Origin of the sequence: Chitinophaga hostae (assembly GCF_018224885.1) — a bacterium.
Classification (GTDB): Bacteria; Bacteroidota; Bacteroidia; order Chitinophagales; family Chitinophagaceae; genus Chitinophaga; species Chitinophaga hostae.
This window is the reverse complement of record NZ_JAGTXB010000005.1, coordinates 379,597-395,582: the sequence shown is the minus strand read 5'-3', so window position 1 is coordinate 395,582 and position 15,986 is coordinate 379,597. Positions and strand designations below refer to the sequence as shown.

At 46.0% G+C, this 15,986-nt stretch carries 18 protein-coding genes; 11 read left to right on the top strand and 7 right to left on the bottom strand.

Annotation, left to right across the window (positions count from 1 at the left end; genetic code table 11):
• Positions 1 to 62: 62 nt before the first annotated feature.
• Positions 63 to 647: a DUF6273 domain-containing protein gene (locus tag KE626_RS13340; RefSeq protein ID WP_211973398.1), complete on the bottom strand. Its 585-nt coding sequence runs from the start codon at positions 645 to 647 to the stop codon at positions 63 to 65.
• A gap of 281 nt (positions 648 to 928) precedes the next feature.
• Between KE626_RS13340 and KE626_RS13335 the strand changes: the two genes are divergently transcribed.
• Positions 929 to 1,261 carry a PadR family transcriptional regulator gene (locus KE626_RS13335; RefSeq protein WP_211973397.1) on the top strand — a complete coding sequence of 111 codons (333 nt, stop codon included), beginning with the start codon at positions 929 to 931 and terminating at the stop codon, positions 1,259 to 1,261.
• A gap of 1 nt (position 1,262) precedes the next feature.
• Positions 1,263 to 3,911 carry an ABC transporter permease gene (locus KE626_RS13330; protein WP_249207445.1) on the top strand — a complete coding sequence of 883 codons (2,649 nt, stop codon included), beginning with the start codon at positions 1,263 to 1,265 and terminating at the stop codon, positions 3,909 to 3,911.
• 57 nt (positions 3,912 to 3,968) lie between these two features.
• Here the strand turns inward: KE626_RS13330 and KE626_RS13325 are convergent, their stop codons facing one another.
• Positions 3,969 to 4,127 (bottom strand): hypothetical protein, encoded by a 159-nt coding sequence (locus tag KE626_RS13325; RefSeq protein ID WP_211973396.1) that lies wholly within the window; start codon positions 4,125 to 4,127, stop codon positions 3,969 to 3,971.
• A gap of 80 nt (positions 4,128 to 4,207) precedes the next feature.
• Between KE626_RS13325 and KE626_RS13320 the strand changes: the two genes are divergently transcribed.
• The 8 genes from KE626_RS13320 to KE626_RS13285 all read left to right on the top strand — a co-directional run bounded on the left by KE626_RS13320 (position 4,208) and on the right by KE626_RS13285 (position 11,601).
• A complete protein-coding gene (locus KE626_RS13320; RefSeq protein ID WP_211973395.1) occupies positions 4,208 to 4,615 on the top strand; it encodes an SRPBCC family protein in 408 nt (135 codons plus the stop codon).
• A 123-nt stretch (positions 4,616 to 4,738) separates the two neighbouring features.
• A complete protein-coding gene (locus tag KE626_RS13315; protein WP_211973394.1) occupies positions 4,739 to 5,197 on the top strand; it encodes a GreA/GreB family elongation factor in 459 nt (152 codons plus the stop codon).
• Positions 5,198 to 5,248: 51 nt separating this feature from the next.
• Positions 5,249 to 6,307: a YncE family protein gene (locus KE626_RS13310; protein WP_211973393.1), complete on the top strand. Its 1,059-nt coding sequence runs from the start codon at positions 5,249 to 5,251 to the stop codon at positions 6,305 to 6,307.
• A 211-nt stretch (positions 6,308 to 6,518) separates the two neighbouring features.
• The gene (locus KE626_RS13305; RefSeq protein WP_211973392.1) at positions 6,519 to 7,091 is read left to right on the top strand and encodes a Crp/Fnr family transcriptional regulator; all 573 of its coding nucleotides are present in this window, start codon (positions 6,519 to 6,521) and stop codon (positions 7,089 to 7,091) included.
• A gap of 63 nt (positions 7,092 to 7,154) precedes the next feature.
• A complete protein-coding gene (locus KE626_RS13300) occupies positions 7,155 to 7,823 on the top strand; it encodes a hypothetical protein (protein WP_211973391.1) in 669 nt (222 codons plus the stop codon).
• Between the two features lie 158 nt (positions 7,824 to 7,981).
• Complete coding sequence (locus KE626_RS13295; RefSeq protein WP_211973390.1) at positions 7,982 to 8,878, top strand: alpha/beta hydrolase; 897 nt, start codon at positions 7,982 to 7,984, stop codon at positions 8,876 to 8,878.
• Positions 8,879 to 8,956: 78 nt separating this feature from the next.
• Positions 8,957 to 9,799, top strand: coding sequence for a nuclear transport factor 2 family protein (locus KE626_RS13290; RefSeq protein WP_211973389.1), 843 nt, complete (start codon positions 8,957 to 8,959; stop codon positions 9,797 to 9,799).
• Between the two features lie 95 nt (positions 9,800 to 9,894).
• Entirely contained in the window at positions 9,895 to 11,601 is a 1,707-nt protein-coding gene (locus KE626_RS13285; protein ID WP_211973388.1) for a GH39 family glycosyl hydrolase, read from the top strand.
• 120 nt (positions 11,602 to 11,721) lie between these two features.
• Here the strand turns inward: KE626_RS13285 and sigJ are convergent, their stop codons facing one another.
• The 4 genes from sigJ to KE626_RS13265 form a co-directional block, all read right to left on the bottom strand.
• Positions 11,722 to 12,582, bottom strand: a complete 861-nt coding sequence (gene sigJ / locus KE626_RS13280; protein ID WP_211973387.1) for an RNA polymerase sigma factor SigJ — start codon at positions 12,580 to 12,582, stop codon at positions 11,722 to 11,724.
• Complete coding sequence (locus KE626_RS13275; protein ID WP_211973386.1) at positions 12,579 to 13,142, bottom strand: carboxymuconolactone decarboxylase family protein; 564 nt, start codon at positions 13,140 to 13,142, stop codon at positions 12,579 to 12,581. The genes sigJ and KE626_RS13275 overlap by 4 nt, the downstream gene beginning before the upstream one ends.
• Before the next feature lie 84 nt (positions 13,143 to 13,226).
• The gene (locus tag KE626_RS13270; RefSeq protein ID WP_211973385.1) at positions 13,227 to 14,087 is read right to left on the bottom strand and encodes an NAD-dependent epimerase/dehydratase family protein; all 861 of its coding nucleotides are present in this window, start codon (positions 14,085 to 14,087) and stop codon (positions 13,227 to 13,229) included.
• A gap of 66 nt (positions 14,088 to 14,153) precedes the next feature.
• The gene (locus KE626_RS13265) at positions 14,154 to 14,741 is read right to left on the bottom strand and encodes a Crp/Fnr family transcriptional regulator (protein WP_211973384.1); all 588 of its coding nucleotides are present in this window, start codon (positions 14,739 to 14,741) and stop codon (positions 14,154 to 14,156) included.
• Positions 14,742 to 14,936: 195 nt separating this feature from the next.
• Between KE626_RS13265 and KE626_RS13260 the strand changes: the two genes are divergently transcribed.
• Positions 14,937 to 15,338 (top strand): winged helix-turn-helix transcriptional regulator, encoded by a 402-nt coding sequence (locus KE626_RS13260; RefSeq protein ID WP_211973383.1) that lies wholly within the window; start codon positions 14,937 to 14,939, stop codon positions 15,336 to 15,338.
• On the opposite strand, the gene KE626_RS13255 is transcribed toward KE626_RS13260, so the two are convergent.
• Positions 15,331 to 15,903 (bottom strand): cupin domain-containing protein, encoded by a 573-nt coding sequence (locus tag KE626_RS13255; RefSeq protein WP_211973382.1) that lies wholly within the window; start codon positions 15,901 to 15,903, stop codon positions 15,331 to 15,333. The genes KE626_RS13260 and KE626_RS13255 overlap by 8 nt on opposite strands.
• Positions 15,904 to 15,986 lie beyond the last annotated feature (83 nt).

Here is a 15,986-nt window from a genome sequence, read left to right as displayed (position 1 = left end):
ATGCCGATAGGTGATTTTATGCCGTGCGCTATCCCCGACGAATATACGCAGTTCCTGATATTTTAATTGTCATGCCGCAACTTCAGCCATAAAGCAGGGCGCAGGCCGCCGCCATCTCTGGGCCTGCCGTGGACGCCATTACCACGAACATACACATGGCCGTTTTTGCTGATGCTTGCTGCCGTGCGCCCGTAATAACCGGGTGACCGGAGCCTCCACCAATGAAAGTCATTCCCGTATTTCGCCTGTCGTTTGCTATTGTTTTCATCATCAATAGACCACGTCTGGTTACTTTTATGCTGCAATCTTGCTTTGCTGTCCCCGAAATACAGGCATGCCTCTTCAAGGCTCAACAAAAATACTTTGTCTGTAGTGGCGTTCCCACCATTTGTGCTGAACCATGGGTTGTTGGGGTTTTCGTTTGTTGCAGTAATAATTGCTGCTTTTTCGTCCCGGCTGAATTGGTGGTAGAATTTATTGTTAAGAAATCTTCTTACATCGCAATCTGCCCAAACAACGTCCACAAAACGGGCATGATACCATCTCAGTGCTATTATCTCTTCTGTAATAATCAGCGCCTCACCTTCCTTAACGTCCAATACCAGCCAGCGATAGTTACCGAAAATGATTACATCGTCCTTTATCATTCTTTATATACGTTTGAAAAATTAAAGCATATTGCCAATGCCTGCCCCGACTTTTTTAAACATGAACGACCTGCTGCGCTTCAAACTTACACGAAAAACGGGAGTATAACTGATGTGTAGACAGTACGGCACCACTTAAATTATCATGTATCCCCTACCTTATACTAATCATGCGTATACAACGCGTCCCCCGGAAATCAAGATGCTTCTTTAAATTAATTATTCACATTTTGTATGTAAAATAAATTCTTTTTACATACATTTACGCAATTAATAGCAAAATGAAAGGTACAAACCTTGGAGAATTCGAAGAACTGGTGCTGCTCACCGTTGCCGCATTGATAAACGAAGCCTACAGCGTAGCGATATGCGACGAGCTCTCGAATCATACAGGCCGTTCCGTGAAACTGGGCGTGGTGCACGCAGTGCTGAACCGCCTTGAAGAGAAGGGACTGGTGAAGAGTGAGCTGGGAGAAGCAACCCAGGCCCGTGGCGGTAAACGCAAAAGATTCTATGAACTGACGATGCAGGGCAAGGCAGCATTGGTCAATGCCAAAGCTATGCGCGATCAGCTGTGGGCAAGGATACCGTCGCTTGTCTGGAAAAACACGTAGTATGAAAGACCAACGACAACACCATCCACCCTCCTGGGCGCTGCAATTTGTAGAATGGTATTGTAAACCCGGGCTCGTAGAGGACCTGACCGGCGACCTCCACGAATGCTTCGAACGCAATGTACAATTACACGGGCCCCGCCGTGCAAAGCTGATCTACATCATTGACGCTTTCAAATTCTTCAGAAGTTATACCGTACGAAGATCAATATTTGTCAACCTTTTTATGAACCGCATCATGATCGGAAGCTATGTCAAAACATCCGGGCGCAACATCATGCGCAACAAGCTGTTCTCCTTCATCAATATCCTGGGTCTTGCCATCAGCATGTCTGTTGGGTTACTGCTGATCGCATTTTTACTTGACCTGCGTTCATACGACAGGTTTCACAAAAATGGCGAGCGGATTTATCGCATCACCAATATATTGACCTCCAACAGCGAAGAAAACGGCAAGTTTGGGTCTACCTCTATAAAAACCGGAAAGCTCATCCGCGAAAAGGTAGCCGGTATTGAGCAAGTGACGACGATGCGCAGCGACTTTTCCGGCGATGCGAAAGTGGGCGACAATACGGTTCCCATCAAAGGGTACTGGGCGGAGCCATCGCTATTCCACCTCTTTACATTTCCGATGGTAGAAGGCAATCCGGAAACGGCGCTGAAAGATCCCTATTCTATTGTTCTCACAGAAACGGCGGCAAGGAAACTGTTTGGCAACCAGGCTGCGCTTGGCAAGGCCCTCAAGATCGATACGCTTGTTTACCAGGTAACCGGCATCATGAAGGACATTCCCTTCTTTTCGCACATTAGCTTCGAAGCGCTGGTATCGTTATCCACCGCCGAACAAACCAACAAAGGCGATAAAAGTTTTGACGCGTGGACAAACATGTGGTCCAACTACGTGTATGTGATGCCCTCGAAAAATGCTGATATGGCTGCTATCCGGTCGCAGCTCAACACACTCTCAACGGAAGAAAACCTCGCTGAAGAAAATGACAAAATCCAACTCGAACTGCTTCCTTTATATAATATCGTGGTTGGAGAAAGCCTTCAACAATCCGAGGGCGGCCCCGGCTTCGTGGGCCCTCACATGTCCCCCGTTCTGCTATGGATCCTCGGCGGGCTGGCATTTATCGTGATATTATCTGCGTGTTTCAACTATACCAATCTTTCAATAGCGCGCGCTATGCGCCGTGTCAAGGAAATAGGTCTTCGCAAAGCTATCGGCGCCGGAAACAGCCAGGTACGGCTGCAGTTCCTGGCCGAAGCGATCATGATCTCCCTGGCATCCCTGCTGCTTTCATTCCTCCTGTTTCTCATATTACGCCCACTGCTGATCAACATGGCGCCGGAAATGCAGCGCACGGTGCAGCTTAGCCTCACGCCCGCCATGGTGGCAGTCTTCATCCTTTTTTCGGTCGCCGTAGGTATTATTGCCGGCTTCATACCAGCGATATTCTTCTCGAAAATCAGCCCTATCAATGCGTTCGGAAATATTTCATCCATGAGGATGTTCAAACACCTCACACTCAGGCGCACATTGGTAGTAGTTCAATATACCGTTACCCTGATCTTTATTACAACAACCGCCGTCGGTTACGTACAGTATAAGAACATACTGGCATTTGACCTGGGATTCAACACCACAAACATTTTGAACATCGACATGAAGGATAATAAACCCGATGCAATGCTCAAGGAACTCAGTGAGATGCCGGAAGTAACCGCACTCTCCCGGTCGCTGATTACCACCGGCGTCGGGAACGCCTGGGGCGGCAATATGAAATACAAAGATTCGAGGGATTCTGTGCTGGTCATGACTAACCACGTTGACGAAAACTATTTACCGCTGCACGACTATAAACTCCTGGCCGGAGGAAATTTCATTGCCCGGCCCGCCACCGCCGAAGCAGTTGGCGAGGTGATCGTTAACCAGCAGGTTTTAAAACGATTCAACATAGGCGCCAACAACCCTGGGAAAGCAATCGGAGAACAAGTCACGCTGAATGGACGTAACCTGACCATTGTTGGCGTGATGCAGGACTTTCACTATGGCAAGGTAGAAAACCTCATGGGTCCCGTAGCATTCACGTTCTGGACGCCCGACGACAGGGCCATTATCAGCGTCAAAATCCGAAGCACCGATATGCCGGCCACGATGGCCAGGATCGGGTCCATATGGAAAAAGATCGATCGTGTTCATCCGTTTTCAGCTGAATTCTATGACGAAGAAATAGAAGATGCCTACAGCGAATTTTCTACTATGATCAAGATCATTGGCTTCCTTTCGTTTTTAGCCATTTCTATTGCGTCAATGGGATTATTCGGAATGGTAGTATTCACTACCGAAACAAGATTAAAGGAGATCGGTATCCGCAAGGTGATGGGCGCCAGCATCGGCAATCTAATATACTTACTGAGCCGCGGTTTTCTGTTTCTTCTCTCCGTTTCCGCGCTCATTGCCCTGCCGGTAACTTACATCTTCTTCCAAACCGTTGTGCTCCCCAATTTCCCTTATCATACCCCCGTGCAGATCACCGAATTGTTCGTTGGCTTACTGGGTGTATTGCTGATTGCATTCATTATGATCGGATCGCAAACATGGAAGGCGGCGAGAAGCAACCCGGTAGCGGTGCTGAAGAACGAATAGGGATTACTGCGGATGGGTGTACAGAGATCCCTCAACTTAATTATGAAGCTGTTTTAATCAGGGACCTGTATAAGAGTCGCCGCGTCCGTCTACAAAAAAGAATGAAATAAAAAAAACTAGAAATACAATGACCAGTATTACCATAGCGATATAGTACTCATTCTTTTCGAAGAAGTCTTTTATTCTTTGGATCTTTTTGGGATGCGGGTTATCCATATTTTACTGTATCGGGTTGATACGCAAAAGATACTGAAAATAATTTTTATCTACCTTCACGAGATGTAAAATGATAACAGATGAAAAATCAAATTATTGAGAAAACAGTCGAAATAAATGCTGCTGTGAAAGCTGTTTGGAGCGTATTTACCAATCCTGAGGTAACCAAACAAATGGGAGGATATTACGGCACAGACTGGAAAACCGGAAGCTCCTTCGGATTCAGGAAATCTGATGGAACGGCCCTCACTAACGGGGTTTTGCTTGACTTTAAGCCCATGCAGCTTATTAAGCACAGTTTGTTTGAAAATGATACTGATACCGTCATAGCAGTACTTACCTATTCATTCCAGGAAAATGACGGCCAAACCTTATTAACGGGGCAGGAGGAATTAATAACAAGATTAGATCAGGCGGAATATCAAGACGCTGTTGAGGGATGGGACCAGGCCCTTAATGCCGTAAAACTAATTGCGGAAGCGCTTTAACGGGTTCCTCCCTTTGCCAACCCCAAACAAATATCGCAACAACAGCTGCCGCAGCAGTCAACAATTACGCAACAAGCTCCTCATTTCCTATATTTGGGCTTTGGATACCAATAAGTATTTTTTATGGAAGAAAAGATCGCTCACAAGCGCTTACTGAAGCAACATTGCGAGCAAGTCTTCATGCAACGTATTACCATCACCCAACAGGCAATGGACGACGCCCAGGCTGCGGCTAACCAGGAAAGTAAAAGTTCTGTCGGCGATAAATATGAAACGGCGAGAGCCATGAGTCATATGGAAAAAGATATGCATGCCAGGCAGCTGCTCGCTCACCAGCAGGATCTCCATGCCATTCGTGCTATTAATGTTCAGTCTATATACCATACCCCCGCTGCGGGAGCTTTTGTACGATCCACCACCACAAATTTTTTTATAGGAGCAGGTCTCGGTAAACAGGTTATCAATGGGGAACCTGTTATTTTTCTTTCACCTGTATCACCACTGGCACAGCAGCTAATGCAGAAAAAAGTGGGGGATGAATTTGAATTTAAAGGAAAAAATAGGATAACAGATGTCTATTGAATGATCTGATTATTTTTGTGCATTACCTTTGCGACGGTTTAAACAAAAGATATGAGTCAATTTCCACATATAAACCTGCCGTTAAAGAGCAAACTAACATTCACCGCTAACCCGGTAAACGTAGTACCATTGCCGAATGGAGAGATCCTGATGAACTTTGCAAGTCAGCCGTTGATTACAAAACTCAATGCCAACCTTGAAATTGTATGGGAAAAAATCATGCAGGGACAGAATGCGAATTATGTAAGCAGCAAGCTGTCTGCTTCCTCTGATGGCCGCCTGATTGCTATTGCGGGTATGGTTGACATGCGCATTCTTGATGCCGAAGGAGCCAAGGTATTGCATACGGTGGAACATGGCTCCTGGGGCTGGTTCCTGGGTGCTGCCTGTTATTTTGCCAGGAATAATAAAACGATCTGGTATGTATTACCCGGCGATGAAAATGAAATAGATGAGCTGCAGGTGATGGATGCTGCTACTTTTAAAGTAATTACCTCTTATCCCCTGCTGGAAAGCCAGCAACACGCTTATACATTTCATGCTACGCCAAACAATGACATTATCCTGCTGGAAGCCTCTGCTGGTCAGGAGGAATCCATCCTGATGCAGTTACAACTGAACAATAACGTCATCTCCCTGACGGAACTTACCCAATGCGACGATGTGATCATGGGCAACTTTGCACCATCCGGGAAAGAGTTTGTGATGGCGCCGCATTACGAAGGCCCCCTGGAAATCTACTCCTTCCCTGAAATTGCCAGGGTAGCGGAGCAGGATCAGGCGGCAATTTTCGACGGTAGTAAAGACTTTCCTGCCGCGGAACCGGATAATATCAACTACAGCGTATTTTTTGTAGATGATAATAACATCCTGGTGGTGTCCCAGTTTGGAAGATTGTTGCTGCTGGACAGGAAAAATTTACGCTGCAAGGCAGAGGTAATGCCGGAAGGAATTGAATTTACGGCCTATAACCTGGATGGTAATCCCACTGACAACCCGGATTACATCTTTGATTACAGCAGCAATATTATCAACGTAATGATTGTACATGAAAAGCTGTTGCTGACGACCGGTGACGGTCAGTTACGCAGTTATGACCTGCCGGTATAATTAAGAAAGATAAGGATGCTTCAGGATAAAGCGCCTCCAAAAAGTGCAGCACTTTTTGGAGGCGCCGCTTCGCATGCCATAGGTAAGTCCCCTGAATCCTGACGACAAATGCTTTGAGTTCGGCCATCTTACCCCCGGCTTACACAATGCGATATTGTGGATTCAGGGCGAAATAAGTATCTTGAGCACTCTTAAATCAGTAGTTCTCTTTATGAATGAATTGGAGTCTTACATCTCTTCATTTTGGAATATTACAGGAGCAGATCTTAAAATGGCCGCTTCTTTTTTTCAACAGGAAACAATCAAAAAAGGCACTTTCTATTTAAAAACCGGGAAGATCTGCAATTCCCTCAGTTTTTTACGGTCGGGCTTAATGCGTTTTTATACCATAGACGACCAGGGTCGGGAAGTAACCCAGTGGATTTCAGGTAAAGACGGGTTTGTGACGGAGTTGTCGGGATTAATGTTTAATAACGCTTCACCCAGTAATATACAGGCGTTAACCGATTGCGAATGCTTTACACTCAGTCGTACCAATTATATGGCTATGGAGAAAAGTATTCCGAAATGGCACCAGCTCGAAAAACTATTTATTGCCCGCTGTTTTATCTTCATGGAACAACGGGTATTCTCTTTATTGAGTATGAATGCAGAAGATCGATACAAGTGGTTGTTTAATTACAACCCCGCTCTTTTTAACGAGGTACCGTTGCAGTACCTGGCTTCCATGATGGGCATGACACCCGAAACATTGAGCAGGATTCGAAAAAAATTAAGTTCTTGACAAAAGTCAAGCAAGGTATGTTGCTTTCTGATGATATTTGGAGCCTAAAATCGAAAGCAATATATGTTTATTGGACATTTTGGCTTAGGCATGGGATTAAAAAAAACAGCACCTGCCCTATCCCTCGGAACTTTGTTTATCGCCGTGCAGTTACTGGATCTTATTTGGCCAACTTTGCTGCTGCTGCATGTAGAAACAGTTGTTATTCATCCCGAGCTTGGTGGAAACCGCATCCTGGAATTTAAAAGCTATCCTTACACCCACAGCCTCTTAGGCGCCTTATGCTGGTCGCTCTTGTTCGGCGGTGTATACTTTCTTCTTAAAAAACAGGCCAGGAATGCCCTGATACTGGCTGCAGCCGTATTCAGCCACTGGGCACTGGATTTTATTGTACACTTCAAAGATCTGCCCATATTACCCGGTCAGGCTATGTATGTTGGTTTAGGACTTTGGGGCGCACCCTGGGTGGAAAATATTATAGAAGCCATACTATTTATCCTTGGCATCCTATTGTACCTCCGCAGCATTCAATTTAAAAATGTTTTGGGCAAAATATTATTTGCCATACTGATAGCATTATTTATCCTGGTACAACTCTCCAATTTATGGGGACCGGCGCCAACCAGTGTAAGCGCATTGGCCTGGATGGCCCAATTTCAATGGCTGTTCGTCCTGCTGGCCTATTGGGTTGATCACAATACTAAACAATCGGGAGTTGAATTAATGGCATAGCCACTTTTATGAACAATCGCTTCCTATTCAACATGCCCTGCGGAAATCCTATGCCCGGGCATGTTATCAGTCAACGCTGCACATCATCGAACTAAGGTAACAATTGAATAGTGAGTATTCATACAGATACTCATTCAAATAGAAAACAACTTATAAAAATGAAACAAAAAATTCAATTCTTCAGCGAAGGCGCATTGCTGTCCGGACACCTATACAGCCCTGATAACTTCAATGCAAATGAAAAATACCCCACCATTTTAGTGGGCGGCTCCTGGACAACTGTAAAAGAACAAATGAGTGGTTTGTATGCTGAAGCGCTTTCCAAGCATGGTTTTATAACCCTGGCAATTGATCTGCGTTATTTTGGTGAAAGTGAAGGTAATCCAAGGTTTTGGGAAAATCCAACTGCAAAGATTGCAGACTTCAAAAATGCGATTAACTATCTGCATACCGTGAACGGTGTAGATACCGCCAATATTTTTCTGGCAGGCATTTGTGCCAGCTCCGGTTATATGGCCAATGTTGCCGCACAGGACAACAGGATAAAAGCCTTTGCAACCATTGCAGCCTGGCTGCATGACCATGAGGCGCTTAAACTCTATTACGGCGGTGAAGAGGGCGTTCAATCAAAGATCAGGCAAGCACGGGAAGCTAAACAAAAATATGCGGAAACCGGGGTAGCAGACTATGTTCCCTGTGTTAGCGCCACGGACGTAACAGCGGCGATGTATGGCGACTTCAGCTACTACCTGGACCCGGAGCGTGGCGCGGTTCCTCAATGGAGCGCAGATAAATTTGCTGTAATGAGTTGGGAAGATTGGCTCAATTTTAACCCCATGCCCGTAGCGTCGAATATCCCGGTGCCTACGCTCATGATACATTCAGACCATGCCGTACTACCTGATTATACTAAACAGTTCTTTGCCGGCATTCCACACAAAGACAAAGTGCTGCACTGGACCACGGGAACGCAGTTTGATTTTTATGATAATCCCAGGCAGGTGTGCGAATCTGTTGCCGCCATTAATGTATTTTTCAAAAACCACCTTGGTTAAATGAAAAGAGTAATAATTGCCGGATTATTATTACTATCATTTCCGGTATTTTCGCAAGGCAGATCAAATACAAAGTCGATGGAAACTAAAATTATTGAACAGGTAACGGCCCTTTTTGCCGGGGCAGATGAAAGAAGCTGGAAGAAAGTGGAGACCGTCATGAATGAAACGGTTATACTGGATTATTCCTCCATGACCGGCAACGCTCCCGATGTTTTAACGCCGCAACAAATTTCAGCAGCATGGGCTGCGTTTTTGCCGGGATTCAATAGAACCAGTCATCAATTATCCGGGTTTGTCGTCGATCTTTCTGGTAACACTGCTACGGTACACTATACAGGCAAAGCAGATCATTTCCTCGACGACGCCACCTGGACTGTTGAGGGCACCTATGATACAAAACTTGTATCAACGAAGGGCAGCTGGCTTATCGCCGAGCACAAATTCAACTTTCAAAAACAAAGCGGTGATACAACGCTGCCTGCCAAAGCCACAAAAAAAATGCAGAAAATAGTTATAACAGCACAGAACCGGAAAGTGGTAGACAATTTTTTTATCGCGCTTGAAACGCAAAAATTCGACCTGCTAAAGGATGTTTTTGCTGCCACTGGCAAACAACTTAATCCCTATGCACCAAATGGCTTCCCCAAAAGCTTTGACGGCGCAGCAGCGATCTATCAACAATATAGTGGCTTGACCGCCAATTTTGGACAAATGAAATTCCCGCGGCAGATCTTTGCGACAGAAGACCCCAATTTTTTCTTTGTAAAGTTCAGGGGGGAAATCACCATAAAAAAAGGGGGGAAATATGAAAACGACTATCTGGGAACATTTAAACTTGAAAATGGGAAAGTAGTTGAATATACAGAATATTTCAACCAAATAGTAATGGCCAACGCATTCGGGATAGTGCTGGAATAACCGGTCATTAGGCAACTACAGTCAAACGGGGAAATAAATGTCATTTTTACAGTTATTTATTCTTATTTTCATATGTTGAAAAATAAGATTATCGAATGGCTCCAAACAATGTTCGCTTAACGCTGATCAGCATCCTATTACTTCTTAGCATCGGGACTTTTGCACAAAAGCAAAATGAGCACCCCGATGCAGCTATCATTACGGTTGATTTAAGCAAATCCATCGCGCCTATGAAACCGGTGTGGGCCTGGTTTGGCTATGATGAGCCCAACTATACCTACATGAAAGACGGCCGGAAGTTATTGTCGGAGCTGGCGGCATTATCGCCCGTTCCGGTGTATGTCCGTTGCCACAATCTACTGGTCACCGGCGATGGCACTGCAGCATTAAAATGGGGTTCCACCAATGCTTATACAGAAGATACTAACGGAAACCCTGTTTACAACTGGAAAATCATCGACAGCATTTTTGATACCTACATTCAAAGGGGCATGAAACCCCTCGCACAAATTGGGTTCATGCCTGAAGCCTTATCCACAAATCCGCAACCTTACCGGCATTACTGGAGGCCCGGGGTTTCTTATGGTGATATTGTTACAGGCTGGGCATATCCGCCAAAAGATTATAACAAATGGGCAAACCTGGTATCGGAATGGGTAAAACATGCGGTGGCACGATATGGCAAAAAAGAAGTAGAAAGCTGGTATTGGGAATTATGGAATGAGCCGAACGGGTATTACTGGAAAGCCGGCAGGGAGGAGTTTTTTAAGCTGTACGACTATACGGTATGGGCTGTGAAAAGCGCTTTGCCCACCGCTAAAATAGGCGGCATTAACATCGCCGGCACCGGCGGGAAAAATGCGCAGGAATGGCTCAATGCCTTTGCGAAACATTGCCTGTACGAAACCAACTATGTAACAGGAAAAACAGGCACGCCTGTAGATGCGATTCTTTTCCATGCCAAAGGCAGTCCGCGTATTGAAAACGGGCATGTGCGTATGAATATGAGCACGCAATTGCGCGATATAGAAGCCGGTTTCAAATTCGTCCGTTCCTATCCGCAGTTTAAGGATCTACCCGTCATTATCGGGGAATCAGACCCTGAAGGTTGTGCCGCCTGCGGCATGCAAACCAATCCGGAGAATGCTTATAGAAATGGTACCCTGTACTCCAGCTATACCGCAGCTTCTTTTGCCCGGAAATACCAGCTGGCCGATCAATATAAGGTGAATTTCAAAGGCGCTGTATCCTGGTCATTCGAGTTTGAAGACCAGCCCTGGTTCTATGGTTTTCGCGATCTTGCCACCAATGGTGTAGACAAGCCCGTGTTGAATGTGTTCCGCATGTTTGGGATGATGAAAGGCAACAGGGTACCCGTTTCGTCCACTCGCGGATACGATTTACAAACAGCAATAGACTCCGGTTTCAGGAAATCTTATACAGATATCAATGCCCTTGCCAGTGCCGATAAACAAGAGGCTGCGGTGTTAGTATGGAATTACCACGACGATGATGTAAAAGGAAATACGGAACAGGTTACGGTAAAAATAACCGGTATTCCGTCAAAACAAGTAACTGTACATCATTATCGTATTGATGATACACATAGCAATGCCTATGAAGTATGGAAAAAGATGGGATCTCCGCAGCAACCTAGCGCCGCAGCAATTAAAATATTGGAACAGGCAGGCGGCTTGCAGGAATTGAATGCGCCTGAAAAAATAATCGTCAAAAATAAAATAACAACGATACAATTTTCATTGCCCCGGCAAGGCGTATCGTTGCTGAAATTGAACTGGTAAGTAACAGCAATGTGAGTCCTTTGGAAGATGTACGTCTATGGTAGTTACTCTCTCTATCACTCTCGCCGATACCTGAATTTTAAATAAGCGCTGACCCAAAAGCAATCTTTTACTTTTTGGTCAGCCCCTGGAAAGATCCACCGGTTTATCCAATCGCGTTAGCTTCTCAGGGTTTGCGATGGCATAGATCTGCATAATCCGCCCGTTCTCCACAACAAAGCTTACGGCGGCGACAGCGCCATCGATCTCGATGCGTGCCGCCGGCTCCCCATTGAGCCACACGCACCTGGCGGTGACCACCCGGTTCGGTTGCGCGAGCAAACCTGCCACCAATGTGGCCCCAAGCACCGGGGCCGGAGCCGCGGGTACCAGACCTCCCCCATCTGCAATCAGGACCACATCCGGCGCCAACACCTCCATCAGCTGCTGCAACTGCCCGGTTTGCAATGCCGCCAGGAAGCGCTCTACCACGGCCTGCTGTTCCGACCTGCTCACCTGCTCCCGCGAATGCCGTGCTGCTACATGCAGCCTCGCCCGATGTGCGATCTGTCTCACCGCAGCCGCCGACTTTCCAATTACTTCAGCGATCTCTCCATGCGGCATGCCGAAAACGTCGTGAAGCACGAATACCGCCCGCTCCGTCGGACCAAGCGTTTCCAGCACGATCAACATAGCGATCGAAACACGCTGCGAAAGCTCAGGATCTTCGTCGGTATGGGCGCTTGTCAGCAGCGGCTCCGGCAGCCATTCGCCGATGTATTCCTCGCGGCGGCGCGACAACGTCCTCAAATGATTAAGGGCCAGCCGCGTAACAATCCGGACGAGGTAAGCGCGCGGGTCCTGCACCTGCAATTGGTCTGCCCCGGACCAGCGCAGCCATGCCTCCTGTACAACGTCTTCCGCATCGGCCGCCATACCGAGCATCTCATAAGCCACCGTGAACAACAAGCTTCGATGTGTGATGAAGGGGTCCTGGGTCATAACTTTTTCCCGGTATGTTTAGCCAATGGAATCCCGCAGGCAGCGGCATAGCCCTGCGACGTAATGCCGTGCGCCGTATTGGCCCTGGAAGCCAGATTGGCAAAGCCAATAAACGCCGTAAGCTCCACCAATGCTTCAGGGCCAAGCTGGTTCAGCAAACTCGCCGACAACTCATCACTAACGGTCGTAGGCGTATTGGTCATAGCCTCGGCGTATTCGAGCACCTCCCGCTCCAATGGCGTAAACAGGCCCGACTCGCGCCAACACGGCACTTGGCTCGCCTTAACGGGGTCCAGCTGCTGATTCAGCGCCATGAAATAGTTGATGTCCAGACACCAGCTGCACCCGATCTGCGCGGCAACAGCCATATGCGCAAACGTTTTAAGGCCTGCATCTACCGCTTTCCATTCGCCCACGCTGCGCCCTAACTCCAGGTTAGCCTCAGCCACACCGGGGTGGTGCCACATCACTTCAACAGGCTCGGGCACTGCGCCCAGCTGTGTGATCATGTTTTCCCTGAGCCCCGCAGGCAACTCAGCTTTCGAAATACGTAATGCCATAATGTTCTCTTTAAAAATGATTTATTGAAACATAAAGACACCGCCCGATTCGTGAGTGTGACACGAAATTGAGAATATTTTATATCAAATCATGCTTTGCTTACTCCAAAGCCCCACTATCGAAACCGGGGTTGTACCAAATTCGCCATAAGTATCCGTGTCATATACACTATCCGTGTGGTTAAGTAAAATATCAACAAAAGTGGGTGACAGCCCTTTAATAAAGCGGGCCAGGATTTTACTCAGCCAGGCAGGTGTATGGTCAATCCTGACTTTTGGGTTTTGATTCACCAATTGAATAAACTCATCTGTTGTCATCCCCTCATGCCCTGAAAGGTCATAAATGCCCGCTTTGCCCCTGGCTAATGCCGCTAAAATAATATTTACCACATCCCCGCGGTAAACGGGATGCATGGGTTGTTTACCGGTGCCTATAACCGGTACGCCTTTACCATTTTTCGGCTTAAACAGGGTGTCAATCCTGGAAGGTTTTTCCGGTGAATCAATGATGACCGGGCAGCGAAAAATAACAGCTTCCTTCCCTGCATTAGTCAACAATTTTTCCGCCTCCCCTTTATATTTCAAATACAGGTTTTTCTGTTTAACATCTGCCCCGGGATAACTCAGGAAGATCACTCTTTTGGCTTTCCCTTTTCTTGCTGCGGCCGCAACAATTTGCGTAGTGGTTAGATTTGACTGGATGTATATTGCTTCTTCCTTTGAATTGATTTCGCCGGACAGGTGAACGATGTAATCGGCATCTTCCAAAGCTCGTTTCGCCTCGTCTGAATTCATCCAATCAATAATAACTTTGTCTGTTTCAATTTGTTGTTGCTTCCTGATAAGGCCCACTGTATAATAACCTGCGGCTTTCAGCTTAGGGATAAGCAAACCTGCGGTAACACAATTGGCACTGGTGATAACAACCGTTTTTGATTGCTCCATAAGTTTAAAATTTCCGGTAAAACTAAACTTAGCCATGCCGGAAACCGTTGATTCAAATCAACAAAACTAGGCGGACGGATTTTTTAGCCGGCTCAATGTTTCCTTGGTCATTCCCAGGTAATTGGCGAGCACGTGATGAGGGATACGAAGGAAGAGTTCAGGCGATTGCTCCATAAGCTTTTCATAACGGGCTTTCGGCGCTTCATAATAAGATGTAATCAGTCGCTCCTGGTAATAGCAGGCGACCAACTCAGCCAGGTGTCTGCCTACTTTCTGCCAGGAAAATGTTGAATCGAACAGCTGAAGAAGCCTGGTCGCATCAACGCAGGCCACCACGGTATCTTCCACCGCGATGATGTCTACTGCGGAAATGGTTTGCGTAATAATACTGTGGTAGTCGGTAATAAACTCGTTCTCGATGGCAAAATCAAATGTTCGTTCCTGGCCATCGTGCATTTTTACAGACCGGAAACAACCCTCTAAAATAAAGCCCACCACCTTGCACTTTTTACCGGCTTCCTGGAATATTTCTTTCTTTTTAAAACGCCTGATGGAAAGCATTTCCTTTAACTGGCCCCACTCCTCATCCGTAAGCGGCGCCAGTTTCTTCAAATACCGTTCAAATAATGTAAAATCGGGTTCTTCGTGTAGCAATTTCCTAGAGATTACTTTATAACAAAAGTATCAAAAACTATCAGAACTCATTGTCCGGGTAAGCTGAATTTCTTTAACGACAGCGCTGTAAATACCGTTGCCGGGTCATTTAATGCCAGGATCAGGCCGTTCAGGTGAACTTGGTGTATATCTTATTTGGTTGTAACTTTAATAAGATTGTAAATCTTCCACCATATGGAATCACAATTATATAAAGGATGCCCCGTCCAATTCACGTTGCAATTCCTTGCAGGAAAATGGCGGATTGGTATTCTCTGGAACCTTAGGGAAAAACCCTTGCGATGCTGCGATCTGAAAAAGTTATTGCCAGGTATTACCGACAAAGTTTTAATGAATGAACTATTGCATTTTACCAGCAAAGATATCATCCGAAAAAACAAATTCCCGGAATTTCCACCCCGATCTCAATACAGCTTGTCTCCTACTGGCCTTAGCCTCCTACCAATTATTCAGCAAATTGTCATTTGGGGATATGACCATTTACAAGATGAAAAATTAAATAAAAAAATGTTTATGACGCCTGCCGGGATTATGGAAAATCTGGCATCCTTAGATAATAACATCAACGTTAAATAGCACTTTTGTTCTCCGGGAATTTTATTCCATACTTCCCTGCCACGGCTATCAGCCGGGCTATATCGGGCGGACCGGAAGGTAATGGCGCTTGTTTCATTTCAGGTGCAGGTTCGCTCATCTCAATAAAGAATTGCTCAAACCCACCAGGGGTCAATAGCATCAACACTTCAGACTGCTCCGTTAATACTTTAAAAGAATGCTGGATCTTACGCGGTAAAAACATGATGTTGCCTGCAACGGCATGATATATCTCATTATTTACTGAAAACTCGATCTCTCCGCTAAGCAACATGAATGTTTCATCTTCCTTTGTATGCGTGTGCGGCGGGGGTTCAAGTCCCTTTTTCTCCGTCATTTTCAACAAAGAGAAAAGCCCATTTGTGTCTGCAGACTTAACCAGGACAGACAATAAATGACCAATATACCAATAAGAATTACTTAATGAGGGCCTTGTTAATAGTGGCTGATCATTTGCGCAGATCAAATTAAATGGAAGAAATGACTGTGCCGGCAATAAGCCACCAAAAATACCAGTGTTCGTTAGAAAGGATCTTCTGTTTAACATGGTGTAGCATTTAAATTTTATACAAATTACACTTCTTCCCTTTGAAAGCGCACATACTTACCTTCTGGAAAGTAACGCAGAAA

Bases quoted from the DNA above. Each gene is read 5' to 3' on its own strand.
- KE626_RS13255 (WP_211973382.1), bottom strand. From the start codon at position 15,903: ATGTTAAACAGAAGATCCTTTCTAACGAACACTGGTATTTTTGGTGGC.
- KE626_RS13330 (WP_249207445.1), top strand. From the start codon at position 1,263: ATGAAAGACCAACGACAACACCATCCACCCTCCTGGGCGCTGCAATTT.
- KE626_RS13315 (WP_211973394.1), top strand. From the start codon at position 4,739: ATGGAAGAAAAGATCGCTCACAAGCGCTTACTGAAGCAACATTGCGAG.
- KE626_RS13285 (WP_211973388.1), top strand. From the start codon at position 9,895: ATGGCTCCAAACAATGTTCGCTTAACGCTGATCAGCATCCTATTACTT.
- KE626_RS13295 (WP_211973390.1), top strand. From the start codon at position 7,982: ATGAAACAAAAAATTCAATTCTTCAGCGAAGGCGCATTGCTGTCCGGA.
- KE626_RS13305 (WP_211973392.1), top strand. From the start codon at position 6,519: ATGAATGAATTGGAGTCTTACATCTCTTCATTTTGGAATATTACAGGA.
- KE626_RS13335 (WP_211973397.1), top strand. From the start codon at position 929: ATGAAAGGTACAAACCTTGGAGAATTCGAAGAACTGGTGCTGCTCACC.
- KE626_RS13300 (WP_211973391.1), top strand. From the start codon at position 7,155: ATGTTTATTGGACATTTTGGCTTAGGCATGGGATTAAAAAAAACAGCA.
- KE626_RS13320 (WP_211973395.1), top strand. From the start codon at position 4,208: ATGAAAAATCAAATTATTGAGAAAACAGTCGAAATAAATGCTGCTGTG.
- KE626_RS13325 (WP_211973396.1), bottom strand. From the start codon at position 4,127: ATGGATAACCCGCATCCCAAAAAGATCCAAAGAATAAAAGACTTCTTC.
- KE626_RS13270 (WP_211973385.1), bottom strand. From the start codon at position 14,087: ATGGAGCAATCAAAAACGGTTGTTATCACCAGTGCCAATTGTGTTACC.
- KE626_RS13275 (WP_211973386.1), bottom strand. From the start codon at position 13,142: ATGGCATTACGTATTTCGAAAGCTGAGTTGCCTGCGGGGCTCAGGGAA.
- sigJ (WP_211973387.1), bottom strand. From the start codon at position 12,582: ATGACCCAGGACCCCTTCATCACACATCGAAGCTTGTTGTTCACGGTG.
- KE626_RS13340 (WP_211973398.1), bottom strand. From the start codon at position 647: ATGATAAAGGACGATGTAATCATTTTCGGTAACTATCGCTGGCTGGTA.
- KE626_RS13290 (WP_211973389.1), top strand. From the start codon at position 8,957: ATGGAAACTAAAATTATTGAACAGGTAACGGCCCTTTTTGCCGGGGCA.
- KE626_RS13310 (WP_211973393.1), top strand. From the start codon at position 5,249: ATGAGTCAATTTCCACATATAAACCTGCCGTTAAAGAGCAAACTAACA.
- KE626_RS13260 (WP_211973383.1), top strand. From the start codon at position 14,937: ATGGAATCACAATTATATAAAGGATGCCCCGTCCAATTCACGTTGCAA.